The 20900-nt window shown below is 69.5% G+C and carries 23 protein-coding genes; 3 read left to right on the top strand and 20 right to left on the bottom strand.

What is annotated here, in order from left to right; all coding sequences use genetic code 11:
- Positions 1-268 precede the first annotated feature (268 nt).
- Positions 269-1237 (top strand): glycosyltransferase family 2 protein, encoded by a 969-nt coding sequence (locus ACGFJ2_RS29810; RefSeq protein ID WP_393473773.1) that lies wholly within the window; start codon positions 269-271, stop codon positions 1235-1237.
- Here the strand turns inward: ACGFJ2_RS29810 and ACGFJ2_RS29805 are convergent.
- The 8 genes from ACGFJ2_RS29805 to ACGFJ2_RS29770 all read right to left on the bottom strand — a co-directional run bounded on the left by ACGFJ2_RS29805 (position 1206) and on the right by ACGFJ2_RS29770 (position 9570).
- On the bottom strand, positions 1206-2669 hold the full coding sequence (locus ACGFJ2_RS29805; RefSeq protein ID WP_393473770.1) for an oligosaccharide flippase family protein: 1464 nt from the start codon (positions 2667-2669) through the stop codon (positions 1206-1208). The two genes, ACGFJ2_RS29810 and ACGFJ2_RS29805, sit on opposite strands and share 32 nt — an antisense overlap.
- The gene (locus ACGFJ2_RS29800; protein ID WP_393473767.1) at positions 2662-3633 is read right to left on the bottom strand and encodes a hypothetical protein; all 972 of its coding nucleotides are present in this window, start codon (positions 3631-3633) and stop codon (positions 2662-2664) included. Before ACGFJ2_RS29800 ends, ACGFJ2_RS29805 begins: the two co-directional genes overlap by 8 nt.
- Positions 3630-4910, bottom strand: a complete 1281-nt coding sequence (locus ACGFJ2_RS29795) for a DUF4910 domain-containing protein (protein WP_393473764.1) — start codon at positions 4908-4910, stop codon at positions 3630-3632. Before ACGFJ2_RS29795 ends, ACGFJ2_RS29800 begins: the two co-directional genes overlap by 4 nt.
- A gap of 17 nt (positions 4911-4927) precedes the next feature.
- Positions 4928-5950, bottom strand: coding sequence for an NAD-dependent epimerase/dehydratase family protein (locus ACGFJ2_RS29790; RefSeq protein ID WP_393473761.1), 1023 nt, complete (start codon positions 5948-5950; stop codon positions 4928-4930).
- Between the two features lie 6 nt (positions 5951-5956).
- Positions 5957-6607: a PIG-L deacetylase family protein gene (locus ACGFJ2_RS29785; protein ID WP_357954841.1), complete on the bottom strand. Its 651-nt coding sequence runs from the start codon at positions 6605-6607 to the stop codon at positions 5957-5959.
- Positions 6604-7377, bottom strand: coding sequence for a sugar phosphate nucleotidyltransferase (locus ACGFJ2_RS29780; RefSeq protein WP_393473757.1), 774 nt, complete (start codon positions 7375-7377; stop codon positions 6604-6606). Before ACGFJ2_RS29780 ends, ACGFJ2_RS29785 begins: the two co-directional genes overlap by 4 nt.
- The gene (locus tag ACGFJ2_RS29775) at positions 7374-8591 is read right to left on the bottom strand and encodes a class I SAM-dependent methyltransferase (protein WP_357954837.1); all 1218 of its coding nucleotides are present in this window, start codon (positions 8589-8591) and stop codon (positions 7374-7376) included. Before ACGFJ2_RS29775 ends, ACGFJ2_RS29780 begins: the two co-directional genes overlap by 4 nt.
- Positions 8592-8652: 61 nt before the next feature.
- Positions 8653-9570 (bottom strand): hypothetical protein, encoded by a 918-nt coding sequence (locus tag ACGFJ2_RS29770; RefSeq protein ID WP_357954835.1) that lies wholly within the window; start codon positions 9568-9570, stop codon positions 8653-8655.
- A gap of 234 nt (positions 9571-9804) precedes the next feature.
- Between ACGFJ2_RS29770 and ACGFJ2_RS29765 the strand changes: the two genes are divergently transcribed.
- Complete coding sequence (locus tag ACGFJ2_RS29765; RefSeq protein WP_357954833.1) at positions 9805-10413, top strand: dTDP-4-dehydrorhamnose 3,5-epimerase; 609 nt, start codon at positions 9805-9807, stop codon at positions 10411-10413.
- Here ACGFJ2_RS29765 and rfbD read toward each other — a convergent pair.
- From rfbD to ACGFJ2_RS29705, 12 genes are all read right to left on the bottom strand, one after another.
- A complete protein-coding gene (gene rfbD / locus ACGFJ2_RS29760; protein WP_393473753.1) occupies positions 10333-11229 on the bottom strand; it encodes a dTDP-4-dehydrorhamnose reductase in 897 nt (298 codons plus the stop codon). The genes ACGFJ2_RS29765 and rfbD overlap by 81 nt on opposite strands.
- Positions 11226-12170 (bottom strand): endonuclease/exonuclease/phosphatase family protein, encoded by a 945-nt coding sequence (locus ACGFJ2_RS29755; RefSeq protein WP_358180561.1) that lies wholly within the window; start codon positions 12168-12170, stop codon positions 11226-11228. Before ACGFJ2_RS29755 ends, rfbD begins: the two co-directional genes overlap by 4 nt.
- Entirely contained in the window at positions 12167-13093 is a 927-nt protein-coding gene (gene rfbB / locus ACGFJ2_RS29750) for a dTDP-glucose 4,6-dehydratase (protein WP_393473748.1), read from the bottom strand. Before rfbB ends, ACGFJ2_RS29755 begins: the two co-directional genes overlap by 4 nt.
- Positions 13090-14157, bottom strand: coding sequence for a glucose-1-phosphate thymidylyltransferase (locus tag ACGFJ2_RS29745; RefSeq protein ID WP_393473745.1), 1068 nt, complete (start codon positions 14155-14157; stop codon positions 13090-13092). Before ACGFJ2_RS29745 ends, rfbB begins: the two co-directional genes overlap by 4 nt.
- A gap of 2 nt (positions 14158-14159) precedes the next feature.
- A complete protein-coding gene (locus tag ACGFJ2_RS29740) occupies positions 14160-15614 on the bottom strand; it encodes a sugar transferase (protein WP_357954822.1) in 1455 nt (484 codons plus the stop codon).
- Between the two features lie 271 nt (positions 15615-15885).
- Complete coding sequence (locus tag ACGFJ2_RS29735; protein ID WP_225298795.1) at positions 15886-16236, bottom strand: hypothetical protein; 351 nt, start codon at positions 16234-16236, stop codon at positions 15886-15888.
- 116 nt (positions 16237-16352) lie between these two features.
- The gene (locus ACGFJ2_RS29730; RefSeq protein WP_393473741.1) at positions 16353-17006 is read right to left on the bottom strand and encodes a GntR family transcriptional regulator; all 654 of its coding nucleotides are present in this window, start codon (positions 17004-17006) and stop codon (positions 16353-16355) included.
- 18 nt (positions 17007-17024) lie between these two features.
- Positions 17025-18011 (bottom strand): DMT family transporter, encoded by a 987-nt coding sequence (locus ACGFJ2_RS29725; protein WP_393473738.1) that lies wholly within the window; start codon positions 18009-18011, stop codon positions 17025-17027.
- A gap of 19 nt (positions 18012-18030) precedes the next feature.
- A complete protein-coding gene (locus ACGFJ2_RS29720) occupies positions 18031-18408 on the bottom strand; it encodes a hypothetical protein (protein WP_357954816.1) in 378 nt (125 codons plus the stop codon).
- 164 nt (positions 18409-18572) lie between these two features.
- Positions 18573-19055: a GNAT family protein gene (locus ACGFJ2_RS29715; protein ID WP_357955007.1), complete on the bottom strand. Its 483-nt coding sequence runs from the start codon at positions 19053-19055 to the stop codon at positions 18573-18575.
- 49 nt (positions 19056-19104) lie between these two features.
- The gene (locus tag ACGFJ2_RS29710; RefSeq protein ID WP_357954814.1) at positions 19105-19464 is read right to left on the bottom strand and encodes an MmcQ/YjbR family DNA-binding protein; all 360 of its coding nucleotides are present in this window, start codon (positions 19462-19464) and stop codon (positions 19105-19107) included.
- Between the two features lie 54 nt (positions 19465-19518).
- Positions 19519-19938: a VOC family protein gene (locus ACGFJ2_RS29705; RefSeq protein ID WP_357954812.1), complete on the bottom strand. Its 420-nt coding sequence runs from the start codon at positions 19936-19938 to the stop codon at positions 19519-19521.
- A gap of 130 nt (positions 19939-20068) precedes the next feature.
- Here ACGFJ2_RS29705 and ACGFJ2_RS29700 point away from each other — a divergent pair, with 130 nt between their 5' ends.
- Complete coding sequence (locus tag ACGFJ2_RS29700; RefSeq protein WP_393473733.1) at positions 20069-20884, top strand: SRPBCC family protein; 816 nt, start codon at positions 20069-20071, stop codon at positions 20882-20884.
- The last annotated feature ends 16 nt before the right edge of the window (positions 20885-20900 follow it).

Genomic DNA, 20900 nt, shown 5'->3' with positions numbered 1-20900 from the left:
GGAGGGCGAGGGCGATGATGGGAGGTCCAACACGCTTGTTTCGGATAAGGCCTAACAGATCGTTCCAAAAAGCCATATTTACCCGCCCAAGCCCCCGCCAGTATGGGCCAATGCCCTGGCCATAAAAAATGGTACAGATTGCTTATCGTGACCGGCCGAGTCGATGTTACGAATCACCGGACTTGGTTGCCGTTCGCCCTACTTCGCGAGAACATCGGCGCGACCGTACCTCAGCCTCACCTCAGCTTCCGCTAGAAGGGCTGCCCGGATGACGTCCAGATCACCGAATGTACGCTCCTCCGCTTCACTCGTCGGCCGCGCCGAACCACCCATCGGGGTCGGCATGCCCGTCTACAACGGCGAGCCGTACCTGGAGGGCGCCCTGCGCTCGGTCCTCTCCCAGAAGGGGGTCGACTTCGAGCTGGTGATCGCCGACAACTGCTCGACGGACGGCACCGAGGAGCTCTGCCGCGAGCTGGCCAGGACCGATCCCCGCGTCCGCTACCTGCGGCGCGAGCGCAACGTCGGCATCACGGCCAACCACAACAAGGTCGTCCACGAGACCCGCGGTGAGTTCTTCTCCTACGCCACCTCCGACGACGAGTACCACGAGGACCGCCTGGCCCTGCTCTCGGCGGCGCTGCGCCGCCACCCGTCGGCGGCGGCGGCCGTCTCGGGCGTCGAGGAGATCGACGAGACGGGACAGACCATCGGCACCTGGCGCGACACCGCCCCCACCGACCAGCCCGACCCGGTGACGCGTCTGCGCCACCGGCTGGACAACTACGACGAGACCATGCACTTCTACGGGCTCATGCGCAGGGAGACGCTGCTGCGGGCCCGGCCGCTGGAGGCCATCCTGCCGGCCGACCGGGTGATGATCTCGGGCCTGGCGCTGCTCGGGCCGCTGGTCGTGGTGGACGAGCTGCTGCTGCGGCACCGCAACCACCCGGGCAGCAACAGCCAGGTCAACCACGCGCGGGCCTTCCGCGCCCGCGAGATGCCCGGAGACCAGCGCTTCTTCCTGCCCAACGTGGAGGAGGGCCGCGCGCTGCTGCGGGTCATCAGGAACGCTCCATTGACCCGCGGCCAGCGGCTGCGCGCCTACGCGGCGCTGCGGCCCTGGCTGCGGCGCAACGCCGTGCCCATGGCCCGCAACGTCGCCCACTCGGCCATCGACGTGGCCCGCGGCATGCGGGGGCCGCTCAGCTCGTCACCACCTCGCGAATCTTCCTGATCCGGTCTCGCGAGAGCCCGGTCACCACGTACACGATCAGCCCGGCTCCTCCGGCGGCGCAGAGCCGGACGACGTCGAAGGCGCCCTCGGTCAGCCTGGACACCAGCCAGGCGGCCAGGCCGGCCAGCAGGCCGCCGAGGAGCAGCCGGAGGATCCCGGGCAGGACCGGTCCGAGCACGACGCCCGAGCGGCGCAGTTGCAGCGCCGTCACGGGCAGGGCGATCAGCAGCGCGACGGCCGCGTGCGCGATGGCCACGCCCCGGATGCCGTCCAGGCGGGCGCCCGCGTACAGGGCGGGCAGCAGGGCCAGGGCCCAGCTCAGGTTCATCCAGACGACGAGCCTGGTCGCGCCGAGCGAGGTCAGGATGTCGAAGGCCAGCGCGGTGAGCATCCGCACCACCATCAGCGCCATGAGGAAGGACAGCGCCTGGGCGGCGGGCAGCCAGCGCTCGCCGTACAGGAAGGGCACCACCAGGGGCGCCAGCACGCCGAAGAGAACCGCGACGGGCAGCACCAGCGTGATCAGCATCGGCACGATCTGCTGGACGCGCGCGGAGAACGCCTCCGGGCGCTCCTCGGCCACCCGTGAGAAGCCGGGCAGCGTGACGTGGCGCAGGGCCTCGCCGACCAACCCCGGCACCCAGCTCGACACGTTCAGCGCGATCATGTAGAAGCCGAGCGTGGTCGCGCCCAGGAGCCGGCCGATGATGATCGCGTCGGCGTTGAGCACCAGCGCCTCGATGGCCAGGCTGACCGCCAGGGGCACGCCGAAGCCCAGCAGCTTGCGGGCGATGGCCCGCTCGAAGCCCAGCCGCAGCGGCATCTTGGCCCAGATGAAGACCAGGATGCCGCTCACCAGGGAGTTGGCGACCGCGCCGATGACGAAGCTGTAGACGCCCGCGCCCATGACCGCCAGCGTGATCGCCACCGGCACCTGGACGGCGATGCCGGCCATGTTCGCCTTGGCTATCTTGTCCTGCTGGAAGGCACGGAGCATGACCGCGCTGCGTACGTTGACGAATCCGTCGATCACGATGATCACGGTGAGCAGCCGCACCACCGGCGTGGCGGAGACATTGCCCGCCAGCCCGGTGAAGTAGGGCGCCGCCACCCAGAACGCGGCGTAGATGGTTACGCTGAGGGTGAGGACCACGGTGGTCGCGGTGACCACCATGTCCTCCAGCTTGCCCCGCCACTGCACGACGGCCGCCACGATGCCGGCGTCGTTGATGTAGAAGAGGAACTGGTTGGCGGCCAGCGCGACCGCGTACAACCCGAAGTCCTCCGGGGCGAGCAGGCGGGCCAGCACGAGGCTCAGGGTGAAGGTGGCCACCTTCGACCCGCCCCGCGCCAGCAGCCCCCAACGCAGTCCCCTGCCCGCCGATCCGGCCCGATGATCGCTGACGGGCTCGCTCACTACCGGTTCACTCACCGTCCGGCACCCGTTCGAGCCAGATCTCGCGCCAGAAGGGGAAGAACTCGCGGGGGCAGTTCAGCGAGTGGACGCCCTCGCACACCACGTCCTGCAGCACGATGCAGGGCGTCTTCATCTCCAGCATCCGTCCCGTGGGCTCGTCGATGCAGCGGTCCACCCGGGCGCGGACCCGCGCGGTGCGGCCGCAGTGGCGGGCCAGCTCGGCGTCGAAGTTCATGCCGCGGTTGGACAGGTCCTCGTTGACGGTGGCCAGGATCTCCTGCTTGGACCGTACGCGGACCAGCTCGCCCGGCTGGAGGTCGAGCGTCTGGACCGGCGTGCGGCCTCTGACCTGGCCCTTCATCGTGCCCCACGGCCGGCCGCCCTTGATGCGCAGCGCGCGGGGCAGCTTTCTCCTGCTCAGGTGCTGGAACCGGTTGTACAGCCCGATTCCGGTGGCCTTCAGGGTCCTGAGCACGCCGACGTTCCGTGTCCGTACGTCGGCCACGAACTGTCCCAGATCGGCCATCGGCAGCGGTACGGGCGCCGCTCTCAGCAGCTCGGTGGCCTGGCAGGAGTAGCGTTCGGTGCCGTCCTCGCCCGGCGGCTTGCGGCTGTTGATCTCCAGCAGCGGCAGCAGCCGGGAGTCCGGCACGGCGTTCGGGGGCAGCTCGTCCGCCGCGACGCGCTTGATCCACGCCTGTTTCCAGTACATGGAGCAGGCCGTCTGGCAGCCGCCGTGCGCCGAGCCGTCGCACCGGGCGCCGAGCAGGTGCACGGCGCTGTCCATACGCCGCAGGCCCGTCTTGGTCAGCGTGTCGCACAGCTTGTGCGCCACCTTGTGCACGGTGAGACGCTGACCGCAGAACTTCAGCATCTCCGGCATGAACGGCAGGCCGTCCAGCTCACCGCGCTCGTCCAGCGTGGCCAGGATCTCGGCCTCGCTACGGATCTCCACCAGGTCGCCGACCCGCAAGCTCATGGTTTCCATTCCCTCACCAACTCCGCTTCCCTCACCAAATCGGCGTCTTCGAGGCTCGCCGCCGCTTCCGCCACTGCCTGGAACGGGAGGCCGGCCCGTTCGGCGATGTCCAGGAGTGAGTGCGTGCCGTCCGAGAGGTTCAGCACCCAGAGCATGGCCATCTGGGCCTGCTTGGTGTCGCTCCTGCCGCCCAGCGCCCCGTACAGGCCGCGCCGGCCCAGCTGCGGCTCGCCGTAGGGGCTGAGGTTCTCCAGGCGCCGGTCTCCCTCCAGCACCCGGGTCACCTCCCAGCAGGTCTCCAGGGTGTCCTCCATTGCCTCGGGGAGCACGAACGCCGGGTCGTCCCCCGAGGTGTGGTACTCCGGATAGCCCGCGTACGTCGATCTGGTCAGGCAGCCGACCGGCAGGTCGAAGCCGGGCGAGCAGTACTGCCGCTCGTCGTAGCCGTACGGGGAGAAGTCGAGCGTGCGGTGCGGGCGCCCGGAGGAGCGCAGCACGTGCCCCACCGCCCGGTCGATCTCCGTGTCGCCGCGCCTGCTTCGCTTGTACGTGAGCGCGCCGCCGTCCCCCGCGCACGCGAGCACCAGCCCGTGCCTGACCCGCTCGACCGCGTCCCGGTTGCGGGCCAGCCAGGTGATCGACCCGATCGTGCCGGGCGCGAACAGGAAGCGGTAGGTGTAGCGCGGCGACGCCGCCGCCAGCCGCCGGGCCAGCTGGACGGCCACCGCGATGCCCGCCAGGTTGTCGTTGGCCAGCGACGGGTGGCAGGTGTGGCAGGAGATCAGCACCTCTTCGTTCGTCCGGCCGGGCACGACGTGCTCGGCGTACGTGAGGTGGCCGTCCGCCAGCGTGGAGTCCACCACGACCTCGTACTCGCCCTCCCGGAGGCCCTCCAGCGTCTCGTGACGCAGGCAGAACCCCCAGTCCTCGGCGTAGTAACTGGTCCGGTACGGGATGAGCCCCGGCTGGTCCGGGAGCGTGTGCAGGTGGCCGCGGAGCTCGGCCAGCGGCATCCGGGCCGACACCGGCACGCTGTAGCCGACCACGTGCAGGTTGGACTCGGCGAAGTCGACGACCTTGGCGCCCGTGGGGTCCTTGATGTAGGCGTCGCGGATGTTCCACTCTTTGGGCACGTTCCAGTCGAGCACCTGCGTGCCGGTGGGCACCTCGTGCACGTTCAGCGCGAGGTGCTCGCCGACGATCTCCAGGGTGCGGCGGACGCCGTCTCCCGTGATGCTCCGGCACAGCGGGTAGAGACGCTCGACGAGCTCGTGCATCTCCTTTCCTGAGCCGGTCACGAGGGCATCAGCCGCCCGTCGACCGTGCCCGCGGCCTGCCGGTCCGACAGGCGGGCCAGGCGGGTGAAGCGGCGCTCGAAGCCCTCCCTGGTCAGCCCGTGCCGCCGGTAGGCGTCGATGAGTTCGAGCGCGCCCTCCTTCACCGAGCGGCGCGCCTCGTATCCGGGCAGCGCGGCGCGGATCCGCGAGAAGTCGACCCGGTAGGAGCGCGGGTCGGCGCCCGTCTCCCCCGTGATGGCCAGCGTGGCGCCGGGCACCGCCTCCACCACGGTCGCCGCGATCCCGGCCACGGTGACGTTGTTCTGCTCGGTGCCCACGTTGAACGCCTCGGCGTGTACGGCCTCGCGCGGCGCGACCAGGGCGGCGGCGAACGCGTCCGCGATGTCCAGCGCGTGCACCAGGGGCCGCCACGGCGTGCCGTCGGACAGCACGCGCACCTCGCCCGACAGATGCGCGTGCCCCACCAGGTTGTTGAGCACGATGTCCGCGCGCAGCCGGGGCGAGAAGCCGAAGGCCGTCGCGTTGCGCAGGAAGACCGGCGTGAAGTCGGCGTCGGCCAGCTTCAGCACCTCGTCCTCCACGCGTACCTTGGACTCGGCGTAGGGGGTCACGGGACGCAGGGGCGCCTCCTCCGTGACCAGGTCGTCCCCGCCGGCGGCTCCGTAGACCGAGCAGGTGGAGGCGTACAGGAAGCGCCGCACCCCTGCCTCTCGGGCCAGCCGGGCCAGCCGTACGGAGGCGTGGTAGTTGATGTCGTAGGTCAGCTCGGGCGCCAGCGAGCCGAGCGGGTCGTTGGACAGGGCGGCCAGGTGCACGACCGCGTCGAATCCGGCCAGCGCCTCGGCCGGGACCTCGCGCAGGTCCACGGCGAGCCCCTGGGGGTCGTCGGGCTGCGGCCCGAGAACGCAGTCGGCGAACAGCCCCGAGTCGAGGCCGGTCACCTCGTGTCCCGCTTCGGCGAGTACGGGGGACATGACGGTGCCCAGGTAGCCCTGGTGCCCGGTCAGCAGTACACGCATATCCGGCTAGTCTCCTGCGAGGTCGAGGGTCAGTTTGCGGGTGTGGAAGGCTTCGGCGTACCTGTCGCCGCACTCGATCCCGCGGATGCGGGCGAGCCCGAGGAAGGCCTCGTCGTCGAACCAGGTACGCCGGAGCTGCGAGGGGTAGTGCCGCCGCAGCAGGGCGACCTTCTCCGCCGCCACCTCCGGCCGCAGCGGCTGGTAGGCGGTGGGGCGGCCGAGGTCGCCGTCCCACTTGACGATCTCGTAGCCGAGCGTCAGGTGGTCGCGGAAGGCCGTGGGTACGAGCTCGGCCAGGCCCCGGTGGTCCTGGTGGGCGTCTCCCGGATGCGGGCCGAGGATCAGGTCGGGATCGGTCCTGGCCCGCAACAGCTCCAGCGCCTCCTTGGCCTGCTCCCAGTGCGCGGGCAGCCGGCCGTCGGGCAGCTTGAGCACGGTCAGCCGCAGATCGGCCCCGGGACAGAAGGCGGTGAGCGCCGCGTGCTCCTCGTCCTCTCGCTCGGTGCCGCCGCCGGACAGGACCAGCGCGTCGACCTGGAGCCCGGGCCGGCCCGCGCAGAGGGTGAGCAGCGTGCCGCCCGCCCCGATCGCGATGTCGTCGCAGTGCGCGCCCAGCGCGACGATCCGGCCCAACCGGGCGGCCGTCAGGCGGATCATGCCTCCCACAGCGCCCAGGGCCTGTCGCCGCGCGAGTACGCGTCGTCCAGCTCGATCCGCTGGTTGACGGTGTCGGTCGGCCGCCAGTAGCCGCGGTGCCGGTAGGTCATGAGCCGGCCGCGCTTGGTCAGCTCCACACAGCCATCCCCCACCAGATCCCCATTTTCCGGAATGTGATCGAAAATTTCCTGACGGAGCACGAAATATCCGCCGTTGACCCAGATCGGCATCTGGGTGACCGGCGCGATGTCCCTCGCCAGCCCGTCGTCGTCGATGTCGATGCAGTGGAAGGTGCCGGGCGGCGGCACGACCATCATGGACGCCCCCACGTCGGCGGCCGTGAAGCGGTCGACGATCTCCGGCAGCGGCGCGTCGGTGAGCACGTCGGCGTAGTTGGCCAGGAACACCTCCTCGCCGTCCAGATGGTCGCGGACCCGGCGCAACCGCTCGCCGATCGGCGACTGGACGCCGGTCTGCACGAAGGAGATCGACCAGTCCGAGATGTCCTGCGACAGCAGCTCCACCTCGCCGCCGCGCAGCCGGAAGTCGTTGGAGGCGGTCTCCTTGTAGTCCAGGAAGAACTCCGTGATGTGCTGGGCGCCGTAACCGAGGCAGAGGATGAACTCGGTGTGCCCGAAGTGGGCGTAGTAGCGCATCACATGCCAGATAAGCGGCCGGGGACCGACGAGCTGCATGGGCTTGGGTACCTCGCCCGGCGCTCCGGTGCGCATCCGCGTGCCGTACCCACCGCAGAAGAGCACGACCTTCATGGCACGATCTCCAGACTCGGGATGGGAAAGACCAGCTGCCCGCCCCATTCGCGGACGTAGGAGAGCTGTTCGGTGAGTTCCTCTCGCAGGTTCCACGGCAGCACCAGGACGTAGTCCGGCCGGTCCTCGGCCAGGCGCTCGGGCGGCAGGATGGGGATCCGGGTGCCCGGCGTGAACCTGCCGTGCTTGTACGGGTTGCGGTCCACCGTGTACGCCAGCAGGTCCTCGCGTATCCCACAGTGGTTGAGCAGCGTGTTGCCCTTCCCCGGAGCGCCGTAGCCGGCCACGGTCTTGCCCGCCTCGGCCGCGTCGATGAGGAAGCGGAGCAGGTCGCGGCGGACCTTGGCCACCCGGGCGGCGAACTCCGCGTACCCGGCCAGCTCGTCGAGCCCCGCCCCCTTCTCCCTGGCCAGCACGTCGGCCACCCGCTCGGTGGGCTCGCCGCCCGCCTCCTCGGGCCGGGCCCAGAGCCGGATCGAGCCGCCGTGCGTCGGCAGCAGCTCCACGTCGACCAGGGCCAGGCCGCCGGTGGCCAGGGCCCGCCGCGCGGAGGCGACCGTGTAGTACTGGAAGTGCTCGTGGTAGATCGTGTCGTACTGGTTCAGCTCCACGAGCGTGAGCAGGTGCTGCACCTCGATGGAGACCCACCCGTCGTCGGCGACGAGCGCGCGCAGCCCTCGGGTGAAGCCGACGACGTCGGGGATGTGCGCGTACACGTTGTTGGCCACGACCAGATCGGCCGGCCCGTGCTCGGCGCGGACCGCCGCCCCGGTCTCCGGGTCGAGGAAGGCCGTAAGCGTGGCGATGCCCTTGTCCCTGGCCGCCTGGCCCACGTTGGCCGAGGGCTCGATGCCCAGGCAGCGCACCCCTCTTTCCGCCACGTGCTGCAGCAGGTAGCCGTCATTGCTGGCCACCTCGACCACGAAGCCCGGCGCGAACCGGTCCACGGCCGCCGCCACGAACTCCCGGGCGTGCTCCACCCAGGAGGTGGAGAAGGAGGAGAAGTACGCGTACTCCGTGAAGGTCTCCTCCGGCTGGATCAGCGGCGGTATCTGGGCGAGCCAGCAGCTCGTGCAGACCCGCAGGTGCAGGGGGTAGGTGAGCTCGGGCTCGTCGAGCCGCTCCCTGGTGAGGAACAGCTCGCAGGGCGGCGTGGCACCGAGGTCGACCACGCTCGCCAGTTCGCCCGAGCCGCAGAGCCGGCAGACGGTCACCGGCCTCGGCCTCTTCCGCGCTGTAACCAACGAGCCATGGTCCCCTCCCGATGTGTGAAATTCAGTACGAACTACCGTTGGCTCGCTCCACGTGAGCCACGGCCTCCTTCTCGTACTCCGCCGACAGCTCCTCCGGGATGCGTGCCAGGTCCCCGGCGCGCATGAAGTCGCGCAGAGTGGTGCCCAGGCACGCCGCGTCCACGTTGGGCGCGCCCTTGCGTGATCTGACGTCGTCGATGTGGACGGTGCGGAAGTCGATGCTGAAGCGCGTCACGCCCGAGGTGTTGCGTACGGTCGAGTGCAGCTGGGCGCCCGAGAAGAGGAGCACCCCGCCCGGCTCCATGACGAACCTGAGCTCGCCGGACAGATCGAGGTCCTCTTCCGGCTTCGGCTGCTCGCGCGTGTCGCTGTAGATGTGCTGGGCGGCCGACGGGCGCTCCGTCCTGACCCACGAGGCGTAGTCGTAGCGGCCGCTGCCGTTGCGCACGGCCTGGGTGAAGTACTCCGGGTGCAGGGCGAAGACGTTCTCCGGCACCACGTCGTAGACGGGGATCCACCAGTTCACCTGGTTGAACGGCGCCGAGTACCAGCAGTCGCGGTGGGCGTGGTAGGCGTAGGAGATGCCCGAGTCGAGGTAGCCGTCGGAGGTCGAGGTCCGTAACCGCGGCACGTCGAAGTAGGTCTCGTCCGGCGCGAATCCCAGCTCGTCCAGCAGGACGGCGATGAGCTCCTTGCACCTCGGATGATGGATGAAGCGCGGCTTGACGTCGGCCAGCAGCGCGGCGAACCGCTCGACCGGCATGCTGTGCTGGGCGGTCGTGGGATCGGCGCCGCCGAAGGTCTCGGCGACCAGTTCGCGGGCGAAGGACACGAGCTCGCGGGACGCGGGCGAGGCCGTGTAGACGAAGACGTCGCCCTGGAAGATCCTCTCGCGTCGCGCCTCGTCGTTCATCGTGCTGCCGGTGAATACCGTGGTCATCTGGGCTTGCCCCTTACACGTGCATGGTGCGAGTCGAACCGATCTCCCCTCGTAGGTCTTGCGAGGCCGTGCGTGGGGCGGGATGGGTTGCAGGCTCCCGGAAACGTACTGATGGGGACGGTGATCCTGACCCCGCTCGGGATCACCTGCCTCAATCAACTGGCATTTCGCGACTGCCATATCCCGCGTTACACGCTCTGGTGGGAACGTTCCTGCTATGTCAGGATCCGGCTCATGGATCCCCTCGGTTTCGACGGCGCCTGGTTGTTCAGCCCGCGTATCCACAAGGACGGTCGCGGGCAGTTCCTGGAGTGGTTCAGGAGCGACGAGCTCGACCGCCCGCTGGACCTCGCCCAGGCCAACTGCTCGGTCTCGGCCAGGGGCGTGCTGCGCGGCCTCCACTACGCGGACGTGCCGCCCGGTCAGGCCAAGTACGTCACCTGTGTCTCCGGCAGCGTCCTCGACGTCGCGGTGGACCTCAGAACCGGCTCGCCCACCTTCGGCCAGTGGGCGGCGGTGCAACTGGACGACGTCTCGCGGCAGGCGGTCTACGTGGCCGAAGGGCTCGGCCACGCGTTCTTCACGCTCAGCGAGTCGGCCACCGTGATCTACCTGTGCTCCACCTCGTACGCCCCGCGGCGCGAGCACGGCATCCACCCGCTGGACCCGGCCCTCGGCATCGTCTGGCCGGAGGGCATCGAGCCGATCCTCTCGGACAAGGACGCCGCGGCACCCACGCTGGCGGAAGCCACCGAACAAGGTCTACTCCCCTCCTACGCCGACTGCCTGGCCCACTACGCGAGCTCCCCAGGCGCTCAGCAGAGCCGGCCAGGCCGCGTGTAGGGCGATGGACCACTCCCGCATCGGCGGCAGCCCGGCGGCCTGCCAGTTCCCGTGCGCCAGCACGCTGTTGGCGGGGCGTGGGGCGGGCCGGCGCAGGGCCGTGCTCGGGATGGGCTCGACCCGGCCGGGATCGGCCCCGAGCAGGGAGAAGAGCTCTCTCGCGTAGTCATACCAGCTGGTCCGCCCGGCGCTCGTCCCGTGGTAGACGCCGGGCGGGGCGTCCGCCCGGCCGAGCTGGACGATCCGCTCGGCCAGGTCACCGGTCCAGGTGGGCTGGCCGAACTGGTCGTCGACCACGGAGACGGTCGTCCGGGAGGCTTCGAGGCCGACCATCGTGCGGGCGAAGCTGCGGCCGTGGGCGCCGTAGAGCCAGGCCGTACGCACCACGTGGTGACCGTGCTCCAGGGCGGCGAGCTCGCCCGCGAGCTTGGTCCTGCCGTAGGCGTTGATGGGCCCGGTCGGGGCGTTCTCCCGGTACGGCCCGACCCCGGCACCGTCGAAGACGTAGTCGGTGGAGAGCTGGATCAGCCGGGCACCCAGATCGGCGGCGACCCGGGCGAGGACGGACACGGCCGTCCCGTTGATCGCCAGGGCCTCCTCCTCGCGCGTCTCGGCGTCGTCGACGGCCGTCCACGCGGCACAGTTGACCACCACGTCGGGCCTGGCCGCGCGCAGCACCCAGGCGACGGCACCGGCGTCGCACAGGTCCAGCTCGGACCGGGTGAACGGGCGGACCCGCATGCCCGGCATGGTCCGCAGCAGCTCCGTCAGGTCGGTGCCGAGCATGCCGCCCGCACCCGTGATCACCCACCTCATGCGCGCCGCCTCAACACCAGGTCGGTGACCGTGGCGCGATGGTCGGTCCGCGGGAGGGCGAGCGTCTCGAACGAGCGCACGGCCACCCCCTCGGAGGCCAGCACGTGGTCGATGGCGACCTTGGGGACGAGGGCGGAGCGCCCGTAGTACGGCCAGGTCATGACAAGTCCCTTCCCGGTGACGGACGCGGCGTCCTGATAGCCGGTGGCGATCAGCTCCCTCAGCACCGCGTGGTCGAGCGTGGAGTTGAAGTCGCCGGCCAGGACGCGCGGCCGCTTGGCCACCGCAGGCGGCAGGACCCGGATGCTCTGCGCCCAGCACCCCGCCAGCCAGCCGCCGGCCGGCGCGCAGGCGTGCACGCCGACGACGTCCACCTCCGAACCGTCGGGCAGCGTCAGCAGGCCGCCGACGTGCTGCCACTGGCCCGCCGCGAAGCCGAGCCCCGGACGCAGCGGGAAGCGCGAGTAGACGGCCGTGCCCAGCTGTTCCAGGTGGTACGGCAGCAGAGCGCGCAGGCCGCCCCGGTCGAGTCGCGCAGCGAGGTCCGGCGTGAGCTCCTGGAGGGTGAGCACGTCGGGGCGGCTCCGCTCGACCGCGCCGATCAGGGCCTCGGCGGGCACCGAGCCCACGCGCAGGTTCGCGGTCATCACGCGCAGCGGCTGCCCCTCCGCTTCGGGCGCGCCCTTCGGCACCGCGCGCGGCAGCACCACCGAGGCCAGCAGCCCGCCCACCACCAGCGCGGCGTACGTGGCGGGCCGGTTGCGCAGCGCCAGAGCGAGCGCCAGCGGCACCAGCGAACCCGCGGCGGCGTAGGGGGTGAACGACACGAGCTGGGACCACCTGAGCTTGGGCTCCCAACCGGCCACGCGGAGCACCGCCCAGCCGGCGAACGGCGACAGCAGTGCCCAGAGCGCGGAGGTGAGCAAGGTGTTCTGCTTCAAGCTCTCCACCACGCCGCGTTGCTCGCGTACCAGCTGACGGTGTCCTTGAGCCCCTGCTCGAACGGGATCTCCGGCCGGTAGCCGAGCGCGCGCAGCTTGGTGTCGTCGAGCGAGTAGCGGCGGTCATGGCCCTTGCGGTCCTCGACGGGCTCGACCATGCTCCAGTCCCGGCCGCACGCCTCAAGAAGCCGCTCGGTCAGCTCCCTGTTGGTCAGCTCGGCGGTGCCCGCGATGTGGTAGACCTCGCCCGGCGCGCCCTTCTCGGCCACCAGGCGGATGCCCGCGCAGTGGTCGCCGACGTGGATCCAGTCGCGGACGTTCCCGCCGTCGCCGTAGAGCGGGACCCGCTCGCCGCGCAGCAGGTTCGTGACGAACAGCGGGATGACCTTCTCCGGGTACTGCCTCGGGCCGTAGTTGTTGCCGCACCGGGTGATCGACACGTCGAGGCCGTACGTGATCGCGTACGCGCGGGCGACCAGGTCGCCGCCCGCCTTCGACGCGGCGTACGGGGAGCGCGGCAGGATCGGCGCGGACTCGTCCCATGAGCCGTGGTCGATGGAGCCATAGACCTCGTCGGTCGACACGTGCACCACCTTCGGCACCCCGGCCTCCAGGCACGCCTGCAAGAGCGTCTGGGTGCCGAGCACGTTGGTGCGCGTGAACTCGGCCGGGCCGCCGATCGACCGGTCGACGTGCGACTCGGCGGCGAAGTTGACCACCAGGTCGTGGCCAGGCACCACCTCGCCGAGCAGCTCGGCGTCGCAGATGTCACCGTGGACGAAGGTGTGCGGCCTCCCTTCAAGGTTGGCCCGGTTGCCGGCATAGGTGAGCTTGTCGAGCACGGTCACGTCCGCGTCGGCCAGCCCGTGGACGAAGTGCGAGCCGATGAAGCCGGCCCCACCCGTCACCAGAATCCTTGTCATGAACTGATCTGCACCTTGCTGTGATCGCCCAGCACGAGGCGGTGGGCTTTGGGGGTGTCCGGAGCGGGGGTCACCTCGACGTCGTGGCCGATGAGCGACGACTCGATCCGGCCGACACCCTGGATGGAGGCTCGGGGCAGCACGATCGAGTATTCGATCTCGCTGCGGCCGATCGCGCAGTCGGCGCCGATCGAGGTGAACGGGCCGACATAGCTGTCCTGTACCCGCGCGCCGGGGCCGATGATCACCGGGCCCACGACGCGCGAGCGTTCGACCACGGCGCCCGGCTCCACCACGACCCGCCCGATCAGCTCGCTGGCCTGGTCGACCTGACCACTCACCCGACGGTCGAGCGACTCCAGCACGAGCCTGTTCACCTCCAGCATGTCGGTGACGTTGCCGGTGTCCTTCCAGTAGCCGGAGATCACCGAGGACTCGACGCGCAGCCCCGCCTCGATCAGCCATTGGATCGCGTCGGTGATCTCCAGCTCGCCGCGCCCTGACGGCTTGAGCTCGGCCACGGCGGCATGGATGGCCGGGCTGAAGAGATAGACGCCGACCAGCGCGAGATCGCTCTTGGGCCAGTCGGGCTTCTCCTCCAGGCCGACCACCCGGCCGGCGGCGTCGAGCTCGGCGACCCCGAACTGGCGCGGATCGCCGACCCTGGTGAGCATGATCTGGGCGGTGGGCCGCTCCCTGGCGAACCGGTCCACCAGGCCGTTGATGCCGCCCACGATGAAGTTGTCGCCCAGGTACATGACGAAGTCGTCGTCACCGAGGAAGTCGCGGGCGATCAGCACGCCGTGGGCCAGGCCCAGCGGCGCCTCCTGGCGCAGGTAGGTCACCTGCAGCCCGAACGCCGAGCCGTCGCCGACGGCCGCCTCGATCTCGGCCTGCGTGTCGCCCACGACCAGTCCGAGCTCCCTGATCCCCGCCTCGGCGATCGCCTCCAGGCCGTAGAACAGCACCGGCTTGTTGGCGACGGGCACGAGTTGCTTGGCCGAGGTGTGGGTGATGGGCCGTAGCCGTGTGCCCGACCCTCCGGCCAGCACGAGTGCTTTCACCGCTAATAAGCCCCTTCTCCACGGGTGACGACGGACCAGGTCTTCCAGAGGATCTGGAGGTCGAGGATGAGGGACCAGTTCTCTACGTACCTCAGGTCGAGGCGTACAGACTCTTCCCAGCTCAGGTTCGAGCGACCGCTGACCTGCCAGAGTCCCGTCATGCCCGGCTTGACGACCAGGCGGCGGCGGACGTCGCTGCCGTACTTGGCGACCTCCTCCGGGAGCGGCGGCCGGGGGCCGACGAGCGACATGTCGCCGCGCATGACATTGACCAGTTGGGGGAGCTCGTCCAGCGAGTATTTGCGGAGGAAAGCGCCTACCGGCGTGATCCTTGGATCGTTCCTAATTTTGAAGAGCACCCCGTCCAGTTCGTTGGCATCGAGGAGCGCGCCTCTGAGCTTCTCGGCGTCCTCCACCATGGTCCGAAATTTCAGGACACGGAACTCTTTGCCGCGTTTACCGACCCGGGTCTGGGTGAACAGCGCGGGGCCCGGACTGGTGAGGCGGATCAGCAGCACGATCGCCAGCAGCGGCACGGCCATGAGCAGCAACGCGGCTCCCGCTACGAGCCGGTCGAAGACGGTCTTGACGATCTGCCTGGCACCGTCGAACTCGGGATGCCCCACGTGCAGGAGCGGCATCCCCGCCACCGGCCTGATGCTGATCCGCGGGCCGGCGACCTCCATGAGCGCGGGCGCGACGAACAGGTCGGTGCGCGCGGTCTCCAGGCTCCACGCCAGCCGCCGCAGCGCCGACCCGTCGAACTCCGGGCAGGCCGTGACGGCGACCGCGTCGGCTCCCATCCGGTACACCACCTCGGCGACGTCACCGAACGAGCCCAGCACCGGGATGCCGTCGAGGTCGACGTCCATCCGGTCCGGCGGCAGGCAGGCGCCTATGACCCGCATGCCGTGGTACGGCTGACGGCGGAACTGCATGACCAGGTCGAGGATGGATTCGCGATGGCCGACGGCGATGACCTCGCGCATGTAGTCGCCGACCACTCTCCGGCTGTGCAGCCGTTTTCGCAGCTTGTAGCGGAAGTACAACGCGGACAGAAGCGCCAGCGGCAGCATCGCCATCACGAAGCTGCGCGCGACGACGGTCTGCGTGGCGTAGGCGCCGATCGCGACCGTGGCCATCAACCCGGCGCCACCGTTGAAGACGGCCCTGAACTCCTCAGTGCCCTCGCCGTGCGCGCGCTGCCGGTACGCGCCACCCATCGCCAACGCGAAGGGCCAGGCGATGACCAGGCTCACTCCTAGAACGAATTCGGCCAACGGAACGTACGCGCCGGACAAAAGGCGGATGCCCAGCACGCAAACGCACGCGACCAGCGCGCACGCCGTGTCGCCACCCCACAGAAGCCGTAAGTACGCACGCGTCCAGATACTTGACGCGTGACGTGGTACAGCCTTGAGGAGTACGACATCGGACTCCTCAGTCCCCACCCTCATAGCACCACCCTGAAAACTTTTGTGCACCGCAAGAACATGACGTTCCTTGAACCTCATGGGTTGACAAGTCCCCCATGCACAATCAAGGGCGGCGGCCCCCACTAAAGAGTAAAGATCCACTCCGACAAGCGATATACCGTTAAATGTCCACAACCGGACGGAACTCGGGGCGGGGAAGGGGTTGACGGAACGATCCAAAAGTGCTGATCGACATGTCGGCAAATGTGAGGTTTATGGCAACATTTCAGCAGGTTGCCGGAATATTACGCCGCTAGTCATATTCCAGATCCGGCAGTGCGGATGGCGGGTCGGGGCTCCGCCAGACGACCACGACTCCGTCATGTGCCGACTCGGCGGCGATGTGCAACCGGTCGAGGTCGAAGTCGGGCAGATAGCGCAGACGCGCCAGAAACGTGGCGTCGGTGGCCGACCTGGGTACCACGCAGCCTTCGCCGTCGCGGTCGAGCAGGATATAGAGGACGTCCTCTCCTGACTCGGTCACCACACGGACCTCGACCACGTCCTCCCAGGCAAGGGCTTCGACGCTCCCGTCCGCATAGTGACGGGTCACGCCCTCTTCCGTGACGTACACGTAGGAGTCCGGCATCGGGTTGCCGTGCATGGCCGCGATTCTTGCGACTCCTGGGGTCCCGCCGCAAGGGTTCGCGATATTGGGTGCGGATCTCCATCGCGAGATCGGCGCGGCAGAGGGTCAGGAGGGGCTCGGGAGCGGTCTCGTTACGGGCGGTCGGTCTCGGCTCGGGGGGATGCGTCGCCGCCCCACGTGTGGCCGAGGTGGGCGGCCACCGCGGCCCGCGCCGCATCGGCCGGGCCGTCGGCGATGGCGTCAAGCAGCTCCCGATGCTCGTGTACGAGCACGTCCCTGTCCTCGTAGACCTCACGCAGCCGGACGAGGCCGAGCCGGGTCTCCGCGGCCAGCGCGCCGTAGAGCCGTTCGAGCCGCGGGCTGCCCACGGCCTCGATCAGCGCCTGGTGCAGCGCCATGTGCTCGGCCACCGACTCCGACCACGGGGCGTCGGCGGGCAGCGCGTCCATCCGGGCCAGCGCCGCCTCCGCCTCCGGCACCCGCCGCCCCGCCACCGCCGTGGCCATCAGACCCTCCAGCGGCCGGCGTACGTACATGAGATCGTCGAGGTCCGCGATCGTCACCTCGGGGACATAGGCGCTGCGATTACGCTCACGCCTGAGCAGCCCTTCGTGCACCAGCACAGCCAGGGCCTCCCGGACCGTGGGCCTGGCCACCCCGTAGGTGGCGGCGAGCTCCTGCTCGGGCAGCGCCGTACCCGGCCCGATCTCGCCGGAGAGCACCCTGCGGCGCAGCGCGTCGGCGAGCGCGCCGACCGCGGAGACGGGTCTGAGCGGCAACGTCACGGCTGCGACTCTAACGCCTCATCGGGACACACCGTTTCCCCCCGCGACCGCCCGCGCCTCCTCAGACGCCGACCTCTCCGCGAGCGGCCTTTCGGATGGCCGCTTTTCTGGTACGGCCACGACCACCAGACTGATCGCCAGCAGGACGAGACCGGCGATGGACACCGGGGTCAGTCGCTCACCGAGCACCACCAGCCCGAGCAGCGCGGCGACCGCCGGCTCGGCCAGGGCGAGCGTGGCGGCCGTGGCCACGGGTGTGGTGCGCAGTCCTCGGCCGTACAGGAAGTAGGACAGAGCGGTGGCGCCGACGCCGAGATACAGGGCGGCGAGCAGCCCGCGCGGCTCGGCCAACCACTCGGTACCCCGCCAGAGCAGGACCGGCACCATGATGACGGCGGCGCCGCCGAACAGCACGCCCATGACCGCGTTCGACGAGGAGCCCGTGCTGATCGCCCGAGCGGCGGTGACGGCGTAGAACGCGTACAGCAGCCCACCGAGCAGCGCGAACAGCACCCCGGACACCATCTGCCCACCCGCCTGCGCACCACCACCCACGATCAGGGCGGCGCACCCGCAGACCGCGGCGGCGGTGGCCATGGCCCACCGCCGGCTCGGCCGCTCACCGTGCAGCAACCAGGAGAGCACCCCGGTGAAGACGGGCCCGCTGCCGATCGCGACGACTGTGCCGATGGCCACGCCGGTGCGGGCGACCGCGGCGAAGAAGCACAACTGGTACATGGCGACGGCAACGGCGGCGGCCGGCAACGCGGGAGTCACCGGAAACCTGAGGGCCAGAGGCAGCCTGGGGGTGACCAACGGGCCCCGCCCAACTCCCGATCCGGCTCCCGATCCGGCGAAGAGGCCGACCAGGGCGAGCGCTGTGCCGCCGATGACCAGCCGGGCGGCGGCCAAGGCGATCGAGTCGGCCGAGACGAGCAGCCCCGCCGTACCGGCCGTCCCCCAGAGCACGGAGGCACCGATGACGGCGAAAGGTCCGTTCTTCATGCCTATCATTGTCAGACAGTTAGACAATATTGTCCAACTGCTGGTCGATGAGCTGCCCGGCCGGGGCGGCCAGCTCGCCCGCATAGTCGTCGAGCACGGCGAGCCCGTCGTGGATGCTGGACGTGGTCTTGCGCGGCAGCCCCAGCAGTACGTCACCCTCGACGGAGATCACCCCGTCGACGTGGAACTCGCCGTTGGCGGCGGAGATGGAGACGGCGAAGCTGAGCTCACGGCCGTCGGGGAGGGTGAACGCGGTCCCGGTACGTACGCCGGCGGGCGGAAAGAAATAGGAGAAGGGCTGGCTCCGGACGAACGGGTGCTGTAAATCGGCGAGAATCTCCGCCGCCCGGCTCAGTGCCGCCAGCAGGCCGGCCGCGGCCGAGCTCTCGCTGTCCACCCCCCGAGCCTAGATCAGCTCGCCCACCCATGACCAGGCGCGAGCTGTTCGGCACTCTCCGTCCCACATACCCAGCCGTCCGCAATGGGTGATGGCAGACAGTCAGTTGGCAGGTCAGTCCCGCAACAGGTCAGCGACCGTACCGCATCGGCGTTGGCGGGAGGTCAGTCGGTGGCGAGGCGGGCGTGGCGTTCGACGTCGTAGCGGCGGCCGTCATAGCGGAGCTTCTGGCGTTCGATGCCCTCCGGACGGAAGCCCGCCTTGGTGGCCACGCGGCATGAGGCCGGGTTGTTGATGCGGTGGCCCAGCTCCAGCCGGTAGAGGCCGCGCTCGCGGAAGGCCCAGCGAGTCAGCTCGACCACAGCCGCCGCCGCGACACCACGACCCCTGGCCTCGGGCACTGTCCAGTAGGAGACCCAGCCGTTGTCGTGGCCGTCGATGCCCGTCACCGCGACGTTGCCCACGACCTGGCCGGAGAGCGTGACGGCGAACGCGTGGCCCGCACCGGGCCAGGACGCGATCCAGCCCACCGCGTCCTGGAGTGAGACGATCGGCCACGACGCCTGACCGGCCATGTCCGGCGCCTGGAACGCGCGCAGCACGATAGGAGCGTCGTCCGCGCACCACTCGCGCAGCTCGATGTCCATATCTGTCACGGTGCCTGATCCTAACCGCGACTTCCAACTGTTTTACGCCCTATTGCCCGATTTTATGAGCAGCCTCGAAGGGGGCGACCAGTTCCTTGGGTGCCGTCAAGCACCATGCCTCGGCGACCAGCTCGAACAGCTCGTCAGCGTCGATCCGCTTCAGGTGCACCACCACCCACCCGAACCGGCCGGCGGTGAACTGGATCTCGAACACATCGGGCCGTTCGGCGACGAGCGCCATCTGCTCCTCGATCGTCGCCTTGAGCCCAACGGTCTCGGTCTCTTCCCACAGATAACCGAAGCCCTTGTCACGCACCTTGAGGCTGACCCAGGTGCCACCGTGATCGCCCAAGCGCGCCTCGGGCAACCGGTCCAGCAGCTTGAGGAACTCGTCGACGCTCACACCCATGCCGTCTTGTGTAGCAAATCGCGCCGACAGTTTGCGCCCGGTCCCGTCCTAGCCTCAGTTGTAGTAGCGGGCTTCGATCACGTTCCCGTCGAGGTCGGAGAAGTAGATCACGCCCGGCGCGATGCCCCTGGCGCCGAACGAGTTGGAGCCGGTGCCGGTGACCTCCACGCCGTTGCGGGTCAGCCTGGCTTCGAGCGCGTCGAAGTCGTCCCGGCCGAGCGCCAGGCAGAAGTGGTTGATGGGATGACCGGCGCTGCCGCTGACGCCGGTGCCCTCGTCGACGCGGTTCGCCGCGTTCTGGGGCATCAGGTCGATGATCGTGTCACCGGAGACCCGTACGCTGGGGAACGGCGCCTTGCCGTCCCTGAACTCCTCAGCACGTACCCCCGGCAGGCCGATGACCTGCTCGTAGAAGTCGAGCGCGCGAAGCTGGTCCGAGACCCAGCAGACGAGATGGTCCAGACGCACGTCCATACAGACCTCCGGTGTGGGGGATGTTAACCCCGTCCAATATGAGTTGCCCGCTATATCGCTGTCCACTTGTCGGTTTGTGAGAGAGCCGTTCGTCGGTGGGGTGAAAACGACGAGCAGAAGGAGTCATCTGGTGAAATATCTGCTGCTGATCTGCGCGGATCCGTCCATCGAGGTGAGCGCGGACGAGGGCGGGGCCGAAGAGTGGGTCGAGGAGATGGACCGGCGCCGGATCCGGCTGGAAGGACACGCGCTGCGGCCCGCTTCGGAAGGGCGGTCCGTACGCGTGCGCGATGGGCGCGTACTCGTCGGCGACGGGCCGTTCGTGGAGACGAAGGAGCAGGTCGGCGGCTTCGACATCCTCGAGTGCGCGAGCCTGGAGGAGGCGGTGGAAGTGGCGGCCAAGCATCCGGCGGCCAGGTTCGGGACCGTGGAAGTGCGGGCGTTCCAGGCCGATTACGCCGTGACGGGAGCCACCACGGAGGTCGTGGTCCGGGTCGACAACTCGCCTGAGGAGGTGTGGGAGCTGATCACGGACGTCTCGCGCATCGGCGAGTGGAGCCCGGAATGCACGGGCGCGACCTGGCTCGACGACGGGGACGGCCCCGCGGTCGGGAGGAGGTTCGAGGGGCGTAACCGGTTCCCCAACGGCCAGACGGGGGTTGTGACGTGCGAGGTCACGGAGGTGGAGCCGGGCAGGCGGTTCGCCTGGGCGGTGCTCGACGGTGAGGGGTGGCGGGCCTCGTTGTGGAGCTACGACCTGACCCCCGACTCCGGACAAACCATCATCAAGCACACGTTCGTCCACGCGTACGGGAACAGTGGGCTGCGTCAGGCCGTACTCAACAATCCGGGGGACGCGAGCGCCATCATCGAGGGGCGGCTGGCCCAGCTGCGGACGCACATGGCCGAGACCATCAGGGCGATGACCAAGACAGAAGCTGATTAACCGTCCAGAAACCCTT

Source organism: Nonomuraea sp. NPDC049028, from assembly GCF_043197735.1.
Taxonomy (GTDB): domain Bacteria; phylum Actinomycetota; class Actinomycetes; order Streptosporangiales; family Streptosporangiaceae; genus Nonomuraea.
This window is presented reverse-complemented; position numbering and strand designations above follow the sequence as displayed.

Excerpts from the sequence above, each read along its gene's own strand:
- ACGFJ2_RS29810 (WP_393473773.1), top strand. The coding sequence starts at position 269 with ATGACGTCCAGATCACCGAATGTACGCTCCTCCGCTTCACTCGTCGGC.
- ACGFJ2_RS29800 (WP_393473767.1), bottom strand. The coding sequence starts at position 3,633 with ATGAGCTTGCGGGTCGGCGACCTGGTGGAGATCCGTAGCGAGGCCGAG.
- ACGFJ2_RS29795 (WP_393473764.1), bottom strand. The coding sequence starts at position 4,910 with ATGCACGAGCTCGTCGAGCGTCTCTACCCGCTGTGCCGGAGCATCACG.
- ACGFJ2_RS29790 (WP_393473761.1), bottom strand. The coding sequence starts at position 5,950 with ATGCGTGTACTGCTGACCGGGCACCAGGGCTACCTGGGCACCGTCATG.
- ACGFJ2_RS29785 (WP_357954841.1), bottom strand. The coding sequence starts at position 6,607 with ATGATCCGCCTGACGGCCGCCCGGTTGGGCCGGATCGTCGCGCTGGGC.
- ACGFJ2_RS29780 (WP_393473757.1), bottom strand. The coding sequence starts at position 7,377 with ATGAAGGTCGTGCTCTTCTGCGGTGGGTACGGCACGCGGATGCGCACC.
- ACGFJ2_RS29770 (WP_357954835.1), bottom strand. The coding sequence starts at position 9,570 with ATGACCACGGTATTCACCGGCAGCACGATGAACGACGAGGCGCGACGC.
- ACGFJ2_RS29765 (WP_357954833.1), top strand. The coding sequence starts at position 9,805 with ATGGATCCCCTCGGTTTCGACGGCGCCTGGTTGTTCAGCCCGCGTATC.
- rfbD (WP_393473753.1), bottom strand. The coding sequence starts at position 11,229 with ATGAGGTGGGTGATCACGGGTGCGGGCGGCATGCTCGGCACCGACCTG.
- rfbB (WP_393473748.1), bottom strand. The coding sequence starts at position 13,093 with ATGACAAGGATTCTGGTGACGGGTGGGGCCGGCTTCATCGGCTCGCAC.
- ACGFJ2_RS29740 (WP_357954822.1), bottom strand. The coding sequence starts at position 15,614 with ATGAGGGTGGGGACTGAGGAGTCCGATGTCGTACTCCTCAAGGCTGTA.
- ACGFJ2_RS29735 (WP_225298795.1), bottom strand. The coding sequence starts at position 16,236 with ATGCACGGCAACCCGATGCCGGACTCCTACGTGTACGTCACGGAAGAG.
- ACGFJ2_RS29725 (WP_393473738.1), bottom strand. The coding sequence starts at position 18,011 with ATGAAGAACGGACCTTTCGCCGTCATCGGTGCCTCCGTGCTCTGGGGG.
- ACGFJ2_RS29715 (WP_357955007.1), bottom strand. The coding sequence starts at position 19,055 with ATGGACATCGAGCTGCGCGAGTGGTGCGCGGACGACGCTCCTATCGTG.
- ACGFJ2_RS29710 (WP_357954814.1), bottom strand. The coding sequence starts at position 19,464 with ATGGGTGTGAGCGTCGACGAGTTCCTCAAGCTGCTGGACCGGTTGCCC.
- ACGFJ2_RS29705 (WP_357954812.1), bottom strand. The coding sequence starts at position 19,938 with ATGGACGTGCGTCTGGACCATCTCGTCTGCTGGGTCTCGGACCAGCTT.